Origin of the sequence: Roseovarius sp. E0-M6 (genome assembly GCF_037083845.1) — a bacterium.
Lineage (GTDB): Bacteria > Pseudomonadota > Alphaproteobacteria > Rhodobacterales > Rhodobacteraceae > Roseovarius.
Map to the genome: position 1 here is coordinate 237,414 of NZ_JBAPLA010000003.1, position 16,677 is coordinate 254,090.

A 16,677-nucleotide genomic window follows, 5' to 3' on the forward strand; every position below is an offset into this window, starting at 1 on the left:
CACTGACAATTCAGCAATGGTATCGCAACGTCACACTTGGCTGCCATGGACAACGCGCGCCTTGGCCGATCGTCGGTAGCCCCCCAGACTTCAGAAAAGGGACACCCAATGGCGGACGGATTCGTTTTGGCGATACATGGGGGCGCAGGGGTCAAGCCGCGCCCCGATATGACCGATAAGCAGGAGGCCGCGTACCATTCCGCATTGGCGCGCGTTCTCGACGCAGGCAAAGAGGTGCTTGCTTCGGACGGCTCCGCGCTTGATGCCGTTTCCGCAGCCGTCACCATGCTGGAAAATGAACCGCTCTTCAACGCGGGGTATGGCGCGGTGTTTACGCGTGAGGGCACGCATGAAATGGACGCGGCGATCATGGATGGCTGCACCCGTGCGGCCGGGGCCGTTGCTGGCATCTCCGGGGTTCGCAATCCCGTGCATCTGGCCCGGGCCGTGATGGAACGGACCGACCACGTGATGATGATCGGAGAGGGCGCTTTGAGCATTGCGCGCGACGCCGGCCTCGCCTTTGAGGATGACGCGTATTTCTTCACGCAGGAGCGGTGGGACAGCCTTCAGGATACCTTGCGGATGGAGGCGGAAGGGCGGCTTGACGATGATCCGTCGCGTCGCCATGGCACGGTGGGTGCGGTGGCGCGCGACCGCGCAGGAAACCTTGCCGCCGCCACCTCAACCGGCGGTATGACGGCCAAGCGATCGGGACGGGTTGGCGACAGTCCGATCATCGGAGCCGGCACACTTGCCGACAATGCGACCTGTGCCATCTCGGCTACTGGCGACGGTGAGGCATTTATCCGACTGTCCGTCGCCCAAGAGATTGCGGCGCGGATGCGTCTTGCCGGGCTATCGCTCGATGAGGCCGCCAGTCAGGTCGTTATGAACGATCTGACCGAAATCGGTGGCACAGGCGGGCTTGTCGCTGTGGGGCGGGACGGCTCCGTCGCGCTGCCTTTCAATTGCGAAGGCATGTATCGTGGCTGGAGTGTCGAAGGCCATGAGACAAAGACGGCAATCTACTGAAAGCGTCCGGGAAGCCGAATGCAGAAGATCAGGTAGACCGTGCAGGGCGACACGGGGTCAGGGTGAATGCCGATGCTAATAGGCTAAAGGGAACGCGGACTGCTGGCCTTTGGTGTTGAGGCGTGGCCCAGCTTACATCCGGTGGGTCAGCCGCCGTGTGTAAGATGACTGCTTTGCTATTGTGCCTCGCTGACCTAAGATTACACCCAAGCCCTGTGCCGGAACAGGGCATATGATCGGATTGGCAACCACATGTCCATTTGGAAGCAGCTTCTGGTAATCGCCGTGCTGGCGGGGCTGGGCTATGGCGGATACGAGGGGTATCAACGTTACGTTGTCGCCACCTCTCCGCAGGCAGACAATAGCGGCCGCCCCGCGGCGCGGCCCGGAACCGTGGAAATGACCGCGGCAGAAGTTCGGACATTGAGCGAAACCATCGAAGCCGTCGGAACGACCCGCGCGCGTCAATCCATCGAGATAGTCCCCGAAGCCAGCGGTAGGATCGAGGATATTAACTTTGCGCCCGGACAGCATGTCGAGCAAGGCGCAATCCTTGTTCAGCTTGACGATACCATCGCCCGGGCCGACATGACCGAGGCCAAGGCCAGACTTCTGGAGCGCAACCGGATGCTTGAGCGCATGACGCAGCTTCGGGGGTCCAACGCGGTGTCCGAAGCCGGTCTGGAAGAGGCCACGGCCCGGCTCGCCGAAGCGCAAGCGCAGCTTGACCGTGCCGATCAGCGGCTTGACGTGCGGACCATTCGAGCGCCGTTTGCTGGCGTGGTCGGGTTGTCCGAGGTCGATCAAGGAGCCCGGGTGACCGCGGGCACGCTGATTACCCGGCTCGACGATCTTTCCGAGGTTGAAGTGGAGTTCTCACTTCCCGAAACTCTGTTCGCCGAGGTCAGGATCGGCCAGAAAATCACCGCGAGCAGCGTCGCCTTTCCGGGGCGGCAGTTCGAGGGCCGGATAGAGGCGGTCGACAGTCGTATAGATCCAATCAGCAGAGCGTTCCGCACACGCGCGATTATTCCAAACCCGGATGGCACGTTGCCGGCGGGCATGTTTCTTTCGCTGGACCTGACTCTTTCGCAGACCGATCGCATCGTAGTGCCGGACGAGGCCATCATTTTTCAGGCCGCCGAAACCTATGTCTTCACTGTCGAAGAGGGCAAGGCACGGCGCGTCGTCGTGAGAACCGGTCAGCGTCAGAACGGCTTTGTCGCCATTATGGACGGCCTGAACAAAGGTGACGAGGTCATTGTTCGGGGGCTGCACCGGGTGCGCGATGGTGGCGCGGTCGAACCTCTGGAGAGCCCTGATACGTCATCCGCGGACGCGGAGAGCGGATCATGACACTTTCAGACATTTCGGTCCGCCGCCCTGTTCTGGCGGCGGTGGCGAGCTTGCTGTTGATCGTTTTCGGCATCACGGCACTGAAGAATATTCCGGTCCGCGAACTGCCGGATGTCGATAATGCGGTGGTCACGATTACGACCACATATCGCGGTGCGGCGCCCGAGGTGATCGACACGGATATCACCGAAACCGTCGAAGGGGCGGTCGCCTCGATTTCAGGTGTCCGTTCGATCAGTTCGGAAAGCCGGCAGGGCCGGTCGCGTGTCACCATAGAATTCGAGGCCGGTCGCGATGTGGACGTGGCGGCCAACGACGTGCGCGATGCGGTGGGACGCGTGCGCGACGACCTGCCCGAGGAAGCCGATTCACCGGAGGTCGAGAAAAGCGATGCCGATGCCGACCCGGTGATGCGCCTCGCGGTTGTGTCCGACCGGATGACCACGGCCGAAATCTCAGACTACCTTGATCGGTTCATCGTCGATCGTTTGGCCACGCTCGATGGGGTTGCCAACCTGCGTATCTATGGCGAACGCGCCTTCGCGGTGCGTATCTGGCTTGACCGCCGGGCGCTGGCCGCCCGCAAGCTGACCGTGGCCGATATCCAGAGCGCGCTTCAGCGAAACAATGTCGAATTGCCAGCCGGGGAGGTGACGTCGACCAACCGGCAATTGACCGTGCGGCTTAATAGCCGACTCAAGAGTGTCGAGGATTTCCGGGAAGTCGTTCTCGACCGGGTGGCTGGATTTCCTGTCAGGCTGGGTGACGTGGCGCGGGTCGAGCCCGGGGTGGCGGAGGAGACCACCGTCGTGCGCAGCGACGGGCGCGATGCCGTGGGTATGGCGGTGCAGCGGCAAAGCCAATCGAACACCTTGCAAATTTCCCAGGCCGTGCGTGCGGAGGTCGCCAAGATCACCCCGACCCTGCCCGAGGGGATGGAGCTTTTGATCAGTTCGGACGACGCGCTTTTCGTCGGAGCCTCGATCCGTGAGGTGGTCACGGCCTTGCTGATCTCGCTGGGATTGGTGGTTTGGGTGATCCTTGTTTTCCTGCGCTCGTTTCGTGCGACACTTATTCCGACCATCACCATACCGGTTTCGCTTATCGGTGCGTTCGTGTTGATCGGCGCTTGGGGCTTTTCGCTCAATACGCTCACGCTGTTGGCGCTGCTCCTTGCCATCGGGCTTGTCGTGGATGATGCCATCGTGGTGCTGGAAAACATTCAGCGTCGGATTGAAAATGGCGAAACCCCGCTTGTTGCCGCGCTGAAGGGCGCGCGGCAGGTGACGTTCGCGGTCTTGGCCACCTCGGTCACGCTGATTGCGGTCTTTGTGCCGCTTTCATTTATGCCCGGACAGGTCGGCCGGCTGTTCATCGAATTTGGCTGGGTCATGGCGGGCACGGTTGCGATTTCCACTTTCGTCGCGCTGACCGCCTGTCCGGCGCTTGCCTCGAAGGTCTTGAGCAAGGGCAGTGGCACCGTGCCCGAAGACACCGATAGCCCGCGTGGTCCGGTCCAGCGCGGCTATGCCGCCCTGCTGCACAAGGCCCTGCGGATGCCGGTCGTCGTGCTTGCAATCGGCATCGTGGTAACCGGTAGCGCCGCGTTTTTCTATTCCTCGCTGCCGCGTGAACTGGCCCCCCGCGAAGACCGCGGAGTGGCCTTTGTTCCACTGACAGCGCCTCAGGGAAGCACGGTGGAATATACGGACCGTTCCGCGCAGCAGGTCGAAGCGCTGCTCAAACCGTTGCGCGACGAGGGGGTCATCGAAACCGTCTTTACCTTCACTGGCTGGGGCAACCGGGCCTGGCGGTCCTTCGTCGTCTTCAGGCTTGCCCCATGGGAGGACCGCACGATGAGCGCGAATGAGGTCGCTCGTTGGGTTGCGCCGAAAATGAACCAGGTGACGATCGCGCGGGGATTTCCGATCACGCCTGCCGGACTGGGCTTGCGGGGCAACTCGACACCGGTTCGTGTCGTTGTGAGTGGCCCTGATTTCGATAGCGTCAAGGATTGGTCCATTGCCCTTCTCGACCGGGCCGACGGTATCGAGGGGCTGGTGAATCCCGAAATCAATTTCGAACAGAATCTGCCACAGCTCGAGGTTCGCATAGATCGCGAACGCGCCGATGATCTTGGAATCTCGATCGAGACAATCGCCTCGACGATGCAAGCGATGCTCGCCTCGCGGCAGGTCACCACCTTCGTCAGCCGTGGTCGCGAATATCCGGTCATTCTTCAGGCCGAAGAACGCGACCGGCGGTCGGCCTCGGATATCGACAACATCTATATCCGCTCAAGCGACAGCGACACGCTCGTGCCTCTGGGCGCGCTGGTTTCAATGCAGGAAAACGCCGCCGCTCCTTCGCTGCGCCGGTTCGACCGTTTGCCCTCGATCCAACTCTCGGGGGCGCTTGCTCCGGGCGCCGATCTCGGGTCTGTTCTGGGTCAGCTCGAGGATATGGCGACGGAAATCATACCGGCAGCCGGTAAGCTTGGCTACGAGGGCCAATCGCGGACGTTCAAGGATACTTCGGCCGGGGCCAACGCAGTTTTCGCCATGGCGCTTTTGATTGTTTTTCTGGTGCTTGCCGCACAATTCGAAAGCTTCATGCATCCGGTCATCATCCTGTTGACCGTGCCCGCAGGGGTCGCGGGAGCGATCTATGCCATGGCCGCGGCGGGGCTTTCGCTCAATGTTTACAGCCAGATCGGGATCATTCTGTTGATAGGGCTGGTGGCCAAGAACGGCATCTTGATTGTCGAGTTCGCCAACCAATTGCGCGACGAGGGAAAATCGGTGCGTGATGCGGTGATCCTTGCCTCTGTGCTGCGGCTACGCCCGATCCTGATGACGGTGCTGTCAACAATGCTCGGGGCCCTGCCGCTTGTGTTGGCCACGGGTGCGGGTGCCGAAAGCCGTTATGCGATAGGTATGGTGATCATTGCCGGCCTTGCCATGTCCGCAAGTCTGATGCTGGTCGTGACGCCGGTCCTTTATGATCTTCTCGCCCGGTTCACCAAACCGCGTGGCGCGGTCGAAATGGCGCTTGAGCGTGAACTGAACATGGCCAAGTGAGCGCGGCCATGGCGCACCCCATGTGTTGGGCCAGGGCTGAGATTTGTCAAAGGTAAGGCATGACGCCGCCAGTCATCATGCCAAGCCTTTGAGCCCTAGCGTGTTGAGGGCGCTTGGTCATGATCCTGTCACGGCTTTGATGCGGGCATTTTCATGTAAAAGACGAAGCGGTTGGTTTCCTCGATTTTCGTATATCGGTTGAGAATATTGGGCCAGGCGGGATCTTCTGCCATGAAGTCGGCCCAGGAGAACCCCGGCGTGTCGATATAACCAGTGCTAAGGTCGAAGACGAGCAGGTCGGGACGGGCCCCAGCTATGTCCGCGATGTTGTCCGTACGGTTCATTGCTGCGATGGCTTGGAGCCGGGCACAGCTGTCGGGTGCGCGGGTGCAATCTGTAACGGCAAGGCGGTTCATGGCCCCGGGCACGAGCCAGTTCGTTGGGTAGCGGCTTACCCATCTGGCGCCGCTCGCGATGGCTGCGGATGGACCGGCGTAAACGTGGGAACTCAGCACCATCAGGCTGTCCACCTTGCCTTGCTCCTGTGCCACCCGGGCGATCTCCTGCGCGGGATAGTTTCGGTAGAAGCCCCGTTCGATGTTCATGCCGATCAGCCCGGCAACGACGATCAAGGCGGCAATCGCGGCGGAATTGGGCCGCGTGCTTCTGAGGATCACGAAATAGCAGGCGATGATCGCAAAGGCGCGAAAGGGAAGGGCATGATAACTGAAGCCGGTTCCCTGAATGACATAAGAACTCAGCCCAGCCAGCGCCACGACGGCGAACAAGGCGGCGTCCTGCCACTGACGCAGACCGCCTAAGGCCGCCACAACCACGGCCAGCGCCACCAGTATCAGCTCGACACGGATCGAGTGAAGCACGCTATCGAAGGGCGCGCCATAGGCACCATAGACCTCCTGTGCGACAGGCACGATATGCGAGAGGTAGGACGGGTGCAGCAGCGCGACGAACCCGACATAACTGAGCCCGACCGCCAGAAAGGTCAGGTTGCTCGCCGAAATGAACGGCCGCAGCGACCGTTGACGCACCGCTAGCAGCACCGTCACCATTAGCGGGAACAGCACGAAATGCGGTTTGAGACAGATCCCCAATGCGGCCACCATCGCGCGGCTGATCCGCCGTTTGAGTGGTGCCAGGGTCGCGGCCAACTCGCCCAGCAACCAAGGCAGGGTAAGGATAATCATCACATGCTCGCGCTGACCAAAATGTTTGAGTGCGGGCATAGCCAACGCCGCGGCCAAACCCCCTATCAAGAGCAGGCGACGGGAGGTTGAGAAGCCAAGCTCGTCGCGCGCGATTACGCTGCACCATTGGAGGATCAGGAAGATCAGAAGCGCCAGAGCCAGATATTCACCGTTGCTGTCGCTGATCCCGAACAAATCGGCGAGCCCTATTGCGGGCAAGGTGAAATAGAAATTGAGCGGCGGATTTACTTCAACGAGACCGGTATAAAGCGCGGCACCGCCGAGCCATTCACGCGTGGCAACCAGATACCAAGCGGTGTCGTGATTGATCATTCGCCCCCAAAACAGCGCCAGAATGCCAAGCGCCAGCGCCCCGGACACCCCCACCCCCAGCCAATCTGTCTGCTCCGGTTTCGCCGTCGCTTCGAAAACCCAGAACTTGAGCGCCACATAGGTCGTCACGGGCACCAGAACCGCGACAGCCGCTATGGCAGGGCCAAAACCCAACTCCAGTCTGGTATCAATCAGAAAGACTGCGCCGCTACTTATCGTAAGCCCGACAAGTGCGACGATCACGAAACGCAGAAACTGAAACCCCGGATTCAGCGATACGCGGAATGTGCAATGCGCATGGCCTATATAAGAGAAAAGAAGCGCACTGGCGAAGCCTGCGAAATTTGCCTGAAGTGGGGGTGTTCCCAAGACGCCATGCATCAGCATCGCGATGACGACATGCACAAGGGTGGCCACACCGCCAACACCAACAAAGCGGATGAGCTGTCCGAGCATGAGCGGGTTAGGCCTTTTCGAGAACTGCGGCGAGCGACAGGCCGAATGGCATGCGCACATGGCCGAGCAGATGACGCTCGAAGCCGAAGACACGGGTCAGCACCGCATTTACCCACGCGGGAGGCAAGCGGTCGTCGGGCACCTTGCTTCTCGTCAATTTCTTGACGGCACGCGCGGCCACTGCCAGCGGAAAGAGGAACGTGTTGAAATAGCTGCTATGGCTGACTTTCAACCCGGCTTTCTTGGCTGCTTCGGAAAGACTTGCGCGTGTGTAGCGCCGGAAATGGTGGTGACGCTCGTCATGTGTCGACCAAAGCAGAGGGAAGGCAGGAACGGTCACGATTATCTTGCCGCCCTCACCAAGGCGTTCAGACAGGGCGGCAAGGGACGCCTCGTCAGCCTCGACATGTTCGAGCACGTCGAACAAGCCAATAAGATCATATCTCTGGTTGCCGAAGGGCACGTCTTCGGGCAGAGCGCCAAAACGGATATCGAGCCCCGACTTACCTTTTGCCGCATGCCGTGCGCCATCGTCGAATTCGAACGCGTCGACATTGCCGAAATCGCTCAGCATCGCAAGGTTGCCGCCGCTGCCGCAACCGGCTTCGAGGATCGCGGCATCGGTTTTGCCCGCCAATACCGGCTTAAGAAGCGAGGCGATGATCGCCCGGCGTGCGGTGAACCACCAATGTCGGGATTCGAGTTCGTTCATGCGGTCATAAACACTGCGTTCCATCTCAGACCTCCGTTTCGGTCGAGGGGTGCAGCGAGCGGATGATATAGACCGGCCGCTGACGCACTTCGGTATAAATGCGTCCGATATATTCGCCGATGATGCCCAGAGCGAACATGTTCATGCCGCCGAACACGAGGATCAGGATCAGGGTTGACGCATAGCCCGGGACATCGACACCGAACAAAAGTGTGTTGCCGAGGATTACGGCGGAATAGGCCAGCGACACAAGCGCCATGAAGATGCCGAAATAAGTCCAGATCCGAAGCGGCACCGTGGTAGACGCGAAGATGCCGTCAAGGGCGAGCTTCCAGAGTTTCCAGTAGGACCAACGGGTTTCGCCTGCGGCCCGGGCCGGACGTTCATAGGTGATTTCCTCGGCCTCGAATCCGACCCAAGAGAACAGCGCCTTGTTGAACCGCGACCGTTCACCAAGCTGGCAGATCGCTTGCACGACCTCGCGGTCGAACAGGCGGAAATCCCCTACGCCCCGGGGGATCGGCTGTTCGGCGAGGGTGTTGAACACACGATAAAAAGCATTTGCGGTGGCCTTTTTCAGCCAACTGTCGCCGGGGCGCCGAGCACGGCACGCGTTGACCACTTTGGCCCCGTCACGCCAGCGCGCGATCATCTCAACGATCACTTCGGGTGGATCCTGCAGATCGACATCGAGCGGGATAACCGCCGCGCCCTTTGCGTGGCACATACCGGCGTAAAGCGCGGCTTCCTTGCCGAAATTGCGTGACAGATTGATCAGTGAGATATCGCTGCGGCACGACGCGGCGGACAGGATCAGCCTTTCGGTGGCGTCACGGCTTCCGTCGTTGACGAACAGGATGTCAAACTTGACCCCGGTTGCGATGCCGTTGACGACCGGGCTCACCTTGTCGAGGAACGGCTGAATGCTCTCTTCTTCGTTATAGACGGGAACAATCAAGGTAACCGTGCGTGTGGAGCAAGAGCCAGGAGTCGCCTTTTGCTCTTCCGAGAACGGGATGATGTTATTCAAGCTCATTGTAATGGGCCATTCTAATCCTTGGTTCAGTCATGACCTGTATTGAAGGTTTCTCGAATGGCGAAATTATGGCCTGCACGGAACGATCATAAGTTAAATCACATACAAACCGACAATTCAGGCCACTCCAAAGGCAGTTACCACGCCTGTTTGTAACGTCAGTGTTGTGCCGTCGAAATGAAAGCCAAAGTGTTGCTCGGTCGGGTTTGCGCGGATGTTTCGGGTCGGGGCGAAACGCCCTACTCATCCCGCTCAGGATGCCAGTATCGCTGCATCATCAGATAAGTGAAGGACGCGGACCACGTGATCGCAAGGAAACCGTTCAGGGATTCGATCCCGGCGAGCAGGCGCAACAGACCTTTGGGATAGACGTCTCCCACCCCGAGGGTCGTGTAGCTGGTGATCGAGAAGTAGAAGAAGTCGAGCACCCCCTCCACGAACTCGCCCTCGATGCTTCCAAAGCCGGGGCGTTCATGCAGAGCCGCAAAGGCGATGGCATAGAGGCCGATCTCAACAAGGTGCGCGGCGAGGCAGGCAAGGATGACGACCAGAACGCCCTGTCGCGGCCGGATGGGCAAATGCCGGATGAGGCGACCCGTCATGCGCAACACTTCATAGTGAACCAAGACAGTTGTGCAGATCAGCAGTGTTCCAACCACAAGGATGATCAGTATGTTCATTCCGCTTCAACCTTCCGGGGCAATTTTCAACTCAGGTTTATCCATGGCGCTTGTGGCACAGGGTGCCTTGCCGTCCCTGCATTGGCAATCGCGCGAGGCAGTTGGCGGGGGATTGATTTGTTCGCAGGCGATATTGTGCGCTCCGAGGTTGGATGAATTGCGCTTTTGACCGGCAGGCGGCGCAGCTCGTGATCAACCCCGTTTCGTTTTGCCGAACATCTCATCCCCGAATAAAGGCATTTTGCAACCACGGCGACCGCCACCATTCATCGCGTAGCGTGTGCATTTATTTCGCGTCCAACGCCCGTGACCCTTCGGCGTTCCGCGCACCGATAAGGCGGTTTGAGCCCAAACATCCCTGAAGAGCCAAGCTGACCCTCGCGCGGGGTGGGCTTGTCAAAGCGGGGGAAGGATGGCAGTCATCTCCACACTTACCTTCCCGGGGATAACGAAACCATGCGTGCCGGACTTATCCTGCTTTGTCTGGCTTATGTGCTGAGTCAGTTCTTTCGTGCATTCCTCGCGGTTTTGGGGGAGGCGCTGGAGCGTGATGTGGGCGCGGGACCCGGCGATCTGGCGCTTGCCTCGGGGCTGTGGTTCGCTGTCTTTGCCGCGATGCAGCCTTTTGTGGGCTGGGCGCTTGACAGGGTGGGCCCGCGACGCACGGCGTCGACCCTTCTACTGCTGGGCGGGGGCGGCGGCGCCGCGCTTTTTGCCGTGGCGGCGACCCCGGTGCATGTCAGCGTTGCCATGGCGCTGATCGGGGTGGGGTGTTCGCCGGTGTTGATGGCGGCCTATTACATCATCGCGCGGCAGTTCGGGCCGGCGCAGTTCGCCACGTTGGCCGCTGTGATGCTGGGTGTCGGGTCACTGGGAAACCTTGTGGCATCCTGGCCAATGGCGTGGGCCACCGAGACGTTCGGCTGGCGCATCGCGCTTGGCGGGTTGTCGGTGATATCGGTGGCATGCGCTCTTGGCATCTGGATCGTGGTGCGCGACCCCGAGAAAGTGACCGACGGCACACGCGGGTCGATCCTCGATCTGTTGCGGATGCGCGCGCTTTGGCCGATTTTTGCGTTGATGTTCGTGGCATACGCGCCCACGGCGGCAATCCGGGGGCTGTGGATCGGGCCTTACCTGTCGGACGTTCACGGCCTGAGCACGGTCCAGATTGGGCAGGCAACGCTGGCGATGGGGGTGGCGATGATCGCGGGAACCTTCATAATAGGGCCGTTGGACCGGGTTTTCGGCACGCAGAAATGGGTGTGTTTCGGCGCCAATCTGGCCTGTGGTCTGTTGTGCTTGATTCTGGCGCTGAGCGTTGGGGCGGGGGCTGGGCTTTCGATCGTTCTATGCGCGTTGATCGGGCTGTCGGGCGCATCGTTTCCGGTCGTGATCGCACATGCGCGAAGCTTCATCTCGCCGGCGCTGGCGGGGCGGGGGGTGACGCTGATGAACCTGTTCGGGATCGGCGGTGCGGGCCTGATCCAGTTCGGAACGGCGCCACTTCATGTGGCGGTGCAGGCGGATTACAGCACGCAAGGAGCCTATGCCGCGCTTTTCGCCTTTTTCGGAATCATCGCCCTGACCGGCACGCTGATCTATCTCTGGAGTGGTGACCACGCCCGGTGATCGGCCCCCTTTCCTCTGCCTCCCGATAGGGGTATGAGGCGCGCAACCAACCCCTAGCAAGCGGGAGTGAACAAAATGGGTTACAAGGTCGTCATCGCAGGCGCCACGGGCAACGTGGGTCGTGAAATGCTCAACATTCTGGCGGAACGCGAGTTCCCGGTCGATGAGATCGTGGCGCTTGCCAGCCGCAGGTCTCTCGGGTCCGAGGTAAGCTTTGGCGACCAGACGTTGAAGACCAAGGATCTTGATACGTTCGACTTTACCGGGTGGGATATCGCGCTTTTCGCCATCGGATCGGAGGCGACACAGAAATATGCGCCTCTCGCTGCGAAAGCGGGCTGTGTGGTGATCGATAACTCGTCGCTCTATCGCTACGACCCTGACGTGCCGCTTGTCGTGCCCGAGTGCAACCCCGAGGCGGTCGAGGGCTATGCCAAGAAAAACATCATCGCGAATCCCAATTGTTCCACCGCGCAGATGGTTGTCGCGCTCAAGCCGTTGCATGACCGTGCCCGGATCAAGCGGGTGGTCGTGAGCACCTATCAGTCGGTCAGCGGTGCGGGCAAGGAGGGGATGGACGAGCTTTGGGATCAGACCAAGGCCGTTTACAATCCGACTTCGGAAGTGCCGCCCTCGAAGTTCCCGAAAGACATCGCCTTCAACGTCATTCCACATATAGACGTCTTCATGGAAGACGGCTCGACCAAGGAAGAGTGGAAGATGGTGGTCGAGACCAAGAAGATCGTGGACCCCGCGATCAAAGTCACGGCAACCTGTGTGAGGGTGCCGGTGTTTGTGGGCCATTCCGAGGCAATCAATATCGAGTTCGAGGAGTTCCTCGATGAGGACGAGGCCCGCGACATCCTGCGCGAAAGCCCCGGTATCATGGTGATCGACAAGCGTGAGACGGGTGGCTACGTGACGCCCAAGGAATGCGTCGGAGATTTCGCCACCTTCATCAGCCGCATTCGTCAGGATCCGACCATCGAAAACGGGCTGAACCTGTGGTGCGTCAGTGACAACCTCCGCAAGGGCGCCGCGCTTAACGCCGTGCAGATCGCCGAGACACTGGGTAAGCGGGTTTTGAAGAAGGGGTGAGGCGCGCAACCGCGGCCTTGATTCCCGCGCTTGGCTAGATCTGATTGTCGGTAAAGGCGTTCAAGACGCCATGCCGCTCGGTGCCCTGCCGTTTTCGGCCCAGTCCCGCCCGCATAGGGTGAAAACGGGCAGGATGCTGCGTATGCGGTGCGGCGCGCTTGCATATCGCGCGGGTAGCGCGAAACAATACAGGTGATAGTTCATGGAGGATTTCACATGCGCGCTTTGCCTGCACTCTTGGCCGTTTTTCCCACGCTTCTCTGGGCCGAAGACATTCCGCTGGCGTCCGATGTCAACGCCGTTACCCTTTATCCGCAAGGTGGAAGAGTGGAGCGTCAGGCCGCGTTCGAGATACCGACGGGGCAGCATGATCTGATCCTGCTTGATCTGCCGCGCAACACCGATCTGAGTTCGGTGCGGGTGTCGGTGAATGGCGCGACATTGGGTGCGGTTACGGCGCGGCGCGATTATGTGCCGCCGCGCGACGAAACGAAATCGGCCGAGATCGAAGCCGCCGAGGCGCGGGTTGAGCGGTTGGAGGGCGAATTACGCGATGCAAAGAGCGAAATACGTCGCATTCGTCTTGCTCAGGAAGCCGCGGAGGCGCGGGTCGCGTTCTTGTCCGCGCTGGGTGAGGGCGATGGCGTCGCGCAGATGGACGTCGCCGCGCTGCGGGATCTGTCGCAGATGATCGGAGAGGAGACACTTGCCGCCAAGGAAGCCGCGCACGAAGCGACGCTTCGGGCGGACGCCGCCGAGCGCGACCTCAAGGACATACGGGAAGACTTGCAGAAAGCGCGCGAGGCGCTGGCGGCGCTTGTGCCTCAGGACACGCCGCGCGCCATGCTTGCCGTGTCCGTCAGCACGCCGGAGCCGGCCACCGGCGAGGTGACACTAAGCTACAGTGTCGCGCAGGCGGCTTGGTCGCCTGTCTATGACATGCGGCTTGAACGGGAGAGCGGCGCGCTCGGTATCGAGCGTGGCGCATTCATTTCGCAGTCGACGGGCGAGAATTGGGAGAATGTCGCGCTGACCCTTTCGACGGTGCGCCCATCCGAACAAACCGCCCCGTCGCAGGTGCATCCGTGGCGACGTTGGATTGAGGACGAGCAGAAGGCCAAGCGCGCGGAGAGCTATGGGTCGGTCAGTGACGTGCAATTGGAGCCATCCTATTCCGAAGAGCGCAAGGCAAGCGCCGCCGAGCCGATGCCCGTCATTCAGGCGGATGCGCGCTATGATGGGCTGTCGGTGACTTACAGTTATCCCGAGCGGATTTCGCTGGCTTCGGACGCGGACCGGGTGCGTATCGCACTTGGCCAGCTTGAGACAGAGACCGAAATCTATGCCCGTGCCGTGCCGCTGGCGGATCGCACGGCCTTCCTTATGGCGGATATGACGAATGAGACTGGTGAGCTCATTCTGCCGGGCGAGGTGATGAAATATCTGGGCGAGCGGTTCGTGGGGCGTGGTTTTACTGATCTTGTACCGGTGGGGGCCGAGACGGATATCGCCTTTGGACCGATCGAGGGGCTGCGCCTCAAGCGACAGGTCGAGGAGCGCCAAGAAGGTGATCGGGGTGTGATCAGCCGATCAAACGACCTGAATGAAAAAGTGCGGATCGAGGTGGAGAATCTGACGGGCCGTGATTGGCCTGTGCGGCTGACTGATCGGGTGCCCTATTCCGAGCAGGAGGGCCTTGAGATCGAATGGGACGCCGACCCCATGCCCGATACACGCGATGTCGAGGGAGAGCGCGGCATACTGGAATGGCGGTTCGATGTGGCTGCGGGCGCGACGCGGGTGATAACGCTTGAACAATGGCTGGAGTGGCCGGAAGGCAAGGTCTTGCGTTAGGGCCTTGGGGCCCGCGCGATCCATGGCTGACCTGGCGCACGCGGAGAAAGCCGTGGGAGGTTCCGCCGGACGGAGACTGCGTTAGAACCGTTCGGCGCGCAGCACTTCGCAATCAGTGACACAGACCACGCCGATATGCCGCTCGACCACCGTGAAAGCCGCGTCGAGCAGCGTGTCAAGCCGGTCGGGCCGGATGATGCAAATGACCTGCACCATGCCGCTGGCGCGGCTGACCTGCCCGGCGCGGCTCCATTCCCCAGAGCGACCCGACCCACCCAGCACGGGCAGGATGGTATATCCCGTGACCCCCGCGTCGCTGAGGGCGGTGGTAAGGCGGGACTCCATGACCTTTTCAATGGTGATTTCGACGCGCTTGGCAAGGTGGGTCTGCATAGGTCAGCCTCCGGTCGCGGATACGGCGAGCGCAAGGTAAAGCGGGATGCCGATGGTGAGGTTGAAAGGAAACGTCACGCCGAGCGAGAGCGTGAGATAGATCGATGGATTGGCCTCGGGGAGGGCCACGCGCATGGCTGCCGGAACGGCGATATAGCTGGCCGAGGCGGCAAGGGTCATGAGCAGGAGCGCACCGCCGGTCGAAAGGCCAAGCACGAGTGCGCAGGCCAGCCCCGCAAAGCTTCCCAGACACGGCATCAGGATGCCGAAGGCAATGGCGCCCGGTCCCAGTGCCTCGCGCCCCTGCCGCATACCGCGCCCCGCAACAAGGCCCATGTCGAGCAGGAAAAGGCAGAGCACGCCCTTGAAAGGCGCGACGATGAAGGCATCGATCTCGGCAAGACCCTCGGGGCCGGTGATCCAGCCGATGAGAAACGCCCCCACCAACAGCACGATAGAGCCGTTGAGCAGGATTTCATGCCAGAGGTCCGCGCCCATGCTCCGCCCGTCCGAGCCGCGCGAAACGAGCCAGAGCGCCGATAGGATGGCGGGCGCTTCCATCGCGGCGGCCACGGCGACCATGTAACCTTCGGATGCGATGCCGCGACTTTCCAGGATCGAGGTGGCGGCAACGAAGGTCACGATGGAGATTGAGCCGTAATGCCCGGCGACAGCCGCGGCGTCGAGCGTGCTCATCCGGGACATCAAGCGCAGAAGCGCGAAGGCGAGGAACGGCAGCAGTGCCGAAAGCGCGATGCCGGCGAGCAGAGAAAAGCCGAGCCGGGCGTCAATGCCGTGATCGGCCACGCTGACCCCGCCTTTGAAGCCGATGGCGAAAAGCAGGTAGATCGAAAGCCCCTTGGCCACGGCCTCGGGTATCGAAAGGTCGGACCGGGCGAGCGCGGCGGCCAGCCCAAGAGCGAAAGAAAGCACAATCGGCGAGACGATGTTGGAGGCCGCGAGGGCAAGAATTTCGGGCATGGTGGGATCGTTTCTGTGATGGTGTCAGACGGGGCTGAAGTTTTTGTTTTCGGCGCTGTAATGCTGAACCTGACCTTCGCCGATATCGAGCCAGATACCGTGCAGAGTAAGCCGGCCGGATTCGACTTCGGAGGCGACGAACGGGAAGGTCATCAGGTTTCCGAGTGAGACAAGCACCGCTTCTTTTTCGAGGGCGCGGGCCTGTTCGTCGACCCCGTCGATGTCCTTCACGCGGGAATAGGCGGGGCGTAGGATATCCATCCAACGGCCCACGAAGCTGGTTTTCTCCTCAAGCGCCGGGGCGTTGCCCGAGCACATGTCAAGGCACCCTTTGACGCCCCCGCAACTGGAGTGCCCCATGACGATCACGTGCGCCACCTTGAGCGCGGTTACCGCGTATTCGATCGCGGCGGAGGTGCCGTGCTGACCGCCATCGGTTTCGTAGGGGGGCACGAGGTTGGCGATGTTGCGGTGAATGAAGAATTCCCCCTGATCGGCCCCAAAGATGGATGTCACCTGCACGCGGCTGTCACAACAGGAGATGATCATCGCGCGCGGATGCTGCCCCTCTTCGGCAAGGCGGCGATACCAGCTTTGATTGTCGGAATAACTGGTCGCCTTCCAGCCATGATAGCGCTGAACGAGATAGGAGGGCAGGGGACGGGCGTTTTGCATCGGGCCTCTCCGGGGCTGATTTCGTGAAGACGTGGCTGTGAATAGACGGAATTCGCCAAGAATTCGAGAGAGAATCTGGAGACGCCGCAACCTTTTGGGAACATGCCTGCGCGATGATGCCGCTTGCTTCCGGGGGTAAAACAAACGGGTG

13 protein-coding genes are annotated in these 16,677 nt (G+C 60.9%); 6 read left to right on the forward strand and 7 right to left on the reverse strand.

Annotation, left to right across the window (positions count from 1 at the left end; all coding sequences use genetic code 11):
* Positions 1–108: 108 nt before the first annotated feature.
* The 3 genes from V8359_RS10985 (at position 109) to V8359_RS10995 (ending at position 5,471) form a co-directional block, all read left to right on the forward strand.
* A complete protein-coding gene (locus V8359_RS10985) occupies positions 109–1,035 on the forward strand; it encodes an isoaspartyl peptidase/L-asparaginase family protein (protein WP_336428898.1) in 927 nt (308 codons plus the stop codon).
* 252 nt (positions 1,036–1,287) lie between these two features.
* Positions 1,288–2,391 (forward strand): efflux RND transporter periplasmic adaptor subunit, encoded by a 1,104-nt coding sequence (locus tag V8359_RS10990; protein WP_336428899.1) that lies wholly within the window; start codon positions 1,288–1,290, stop codon positions 2,389–2,391.
* The gene (locus V8359_RS10995; protein WP_336428900.1) at positions 2,388–5,471 is read left to right on the forward strand and encodes an efflux RND transporter permease subunit; all 3,084 of its coding nucleotides are present in this window, start codon (positions 2,388–2,390) and stop codon (positions 5,469–5,471) included. The genes V8359_RS10990 and V8359_RS10995 overlap by 4 nt, the downstream gene beginning before the upstream one ends.
* Before the next feature lie 128 nt (positions 5,472–5,599).
* On the opposite strand, the gene V8359_RS11000 is transcribed toward V8359_RS10995, so the two are convergent.
* The 4 genes from V8359_RS11000 to V8359_RS11015 form a co-directional block, all read right to left on the reverse strand.
* Positions 5,600–7,465, reverse strand: a complete 1,866-nt coding sequence (locus V8359_RS11000; protein WP_336428901.1) for a GtrA family protein — start codon at positions 7,463–7,465, stop codon at positions 5,600–5,602.
* Between the two features lie 7 nt (positions 7,466–7,472).
* Positions 7,473–8,201, reverse strand: coding sequence for a class I SAM-dependent methyltransferase (locus V8359_RS11005; RefSeq protein WP_336428902.1), 729 nt, complete (start codon positions 8,199–8,201; stop codon positions 7,473–7,475).
* A 1-nt stretch (position 8,202) separates the two neighbouring features.
* Complete coding sequence (locus V8359_RS11010) at positions 8,203–9,213, reverse strand: glycosyltransferase family 2 protein (protein ID WP_336428904.1); 1,011 nt, start codon at positions 9,211–9,213, stop codon at positions 8,203–8,205.
* 239 nt (positions 9,214–9,452) lie between these two features.
* A complete protein-coding gene (locus tag V8359_RS11015) occupies positions 9,453–9,893 on the reverse strand; it encodes an ion channel (protein ID WP_336428905.1) in 441 nt (146 codons plus the stop codon).
* A 456-nt stretch (positions 9,894–10,349) separates the two neighbouring features.
* On the opposite strand from V8359_RS11015, the gene V8359_RS11020 reads away from it, so the two are divergent.
* From V8359_RS11020 to V8359_RS11030, 3 genes are all read left to right on the forward strand, one after another.
* A complete protein-coding gene (locus V8359_RS11020; RefSeq protein ID WP_336428906.1) occupies positions 10,350–11,525 on the forward strand; it encodes an MFS transporter in 1,176 nt (391 codons plus the stop codon).
* 75 nt (positions 11,526–11,600) lie between these two features.
* Positions 11,601–12,623 (forward strand): aspartate-semialdehyde dehydrogenase, encoded by a 1,023-nt coding sequence (locus V8359_RS11025; protein WP_336428907.1) that lies wholly within the window; start codon positions 11,601–11,603, stop codon positions 12,621–12,623.
* Positions 12,624–12,839: 216 nt separating this feature from the next.
* A complete protein-coding gene (locus V8359_RS11030) occupies positions 12,840–14,477 on the forward strand; it encodes a mucoidy inhibitor MuiA family protein (protein WP_336428908.1) in 1,638 nt (545 codons plus the stop codon).
* Positions 14,478–14,558: 81 nt separating this feature from the next.
* Here V8359_RS11030 and V8359_RS11035 read toward each other — a convergent pair whose 3' ends face one another.
* Genes V8359_RS11035 through V8359_RS11045 form a run of 3 tightly spaced genes read right to left on the reverse strand, consistent with a single transcriptional unit; the run spans position 14,559 to position 16,526 of the window.
* Positions 14,559–14,870, reverse strand: coding sequence for a P-II family nitrogen regulator (locus tag V8359_RS11035; RefSeq protein ID WP_336428909.1), 312 nt, complete (start codon positions 14,868–14,870; stop codon positions 14,559–14,561).
* A 3-nt stretch (positions 14,871–14,873) separates the two neighbouring features.
* Positions 14,874–15,851, reverse strand: coding sequence for a sodium-dependent bicarbonate transport family permease (locus tag V8359_RS11040; RefSeq protein ID WP_336428911.1), 978 nt, complete (start codon positions 15,849–15,851; stop codon positions 14,874–14,876).
* A 24-nt stretch (positions 15,852–15,875) separates the two neighbouring features.
* Positions 15,876–16,526 (reverse strand): carbonic anhydrase, encoded by a 651-nt coding sequence (locus tag V8359_RS11045; protein WP_336428912.1) that lies wholly within the window; start codon positions 16,524–16,526, stop codon positions 15,876–15,878.
* Between the last annotated feature and the right edge of the window lie 151 nt (positions 16,527–16,677).

What these genes read in the sequence shown, in the direction of transcription:
- V8359_RS10985 (WP_336428898.1), top strand. Translation starts at nt 109, where the DNA reads ATGGCGGACGGATTCGTTTTGGCGATACATGGGGGCGCAGGGGTCAAG.
- V8359_RS10990 (WP_336428899.1), top strand. Translation starts at nt 1,288, where the DNA reads ATGTCCATTTGGAAGCAGCTTCTGGTAATCGCCGTGCTGGCGGGGCTG.
- V8359_RS10995 (WP_336428900.1), top strand. Translation starts at nt 2,388, where the DNA reads ATGACACTTTCAGACATTTCGGTCCGCCGCCCTGTTCTGGCGGCGGTG.
- V8359_RS11000 (WP_336428901.1), bottom strand. Translation starts at nt 7,465, where the DNA reads ATGCTCGGACAGCTCATCCGCTTTGTTGGTGTTGGCGGTGTGGCCACC.
- V8359_RS11005 (WP_336428902.1), bottom strand. Translation starts at nt 8,201, where the DNA reads ATGGAACGCAGTGTTTATGACCGCATGAACGAACTCGAATCCCGACAT.
- V8359_RS11010 (WP_336428904.1), bottom strand. Translation starts at nt 9,213, where the DNA reads ATGAGCTTGAATAACATCATCCCGTTCTCGGAAGAGCAAAAGGCGACT.
- V8359_RS11015 (WP_336428905.1), bottom strand. Translation starts at nt 9,893, where the DNA reads ATGAACATACTGATCATCCTTGTGGTTGGAACACTGCTGATCTGCACA.
- V8359_RS11020 (WP_336428906.1), top strand. Translation starts at nt 10,350, where the DNA reads ATGCGTGCCGGACTTATCCTGCTTTGTCTGGCTTATGTGCTGAGTCAG.
- V8359_RS11025 (WP_336428907.1), top strand. Translation starts at nt 11,601, where the DNA reads ATGGGTTACAAGGTCGTCATCGCAGGCGCCACGGGCAACGTGGGTCGT.
- V8359_RS11030 (WP_336428908.1), top strand. Translation starts at nt 12,840, where the DNA reads ATGCGCGCTTTGCCTGCACTCTTGGCCGTTTTTCCCACGCTTCTCTGG.
- V8359_RS11035 (WP_336428909.1), bottom strand. Translation starts at nt 14,870, where the DNA reads ATGCAGACCCACCTTGCCAAGCGCGTCGAAATCACCATTGAAAAGGTC.
- V8359_RS11040 (WP_336428911.1), bottom strand. Translation starts at nt 15,851, where the DNA reads ATGCCCGAAATTCTTGCCCTCGCGGCCTCCAACATCGTCTCGCCGATT.
- V8359_RS11045 (WP_336428912.1), bottom strand. Translation starts at nt 16,526, where the DNA reads ATGCAAAACGCCCGTCCCCTGCCCTCCTATCTCGTTCAGCGCTATCAT.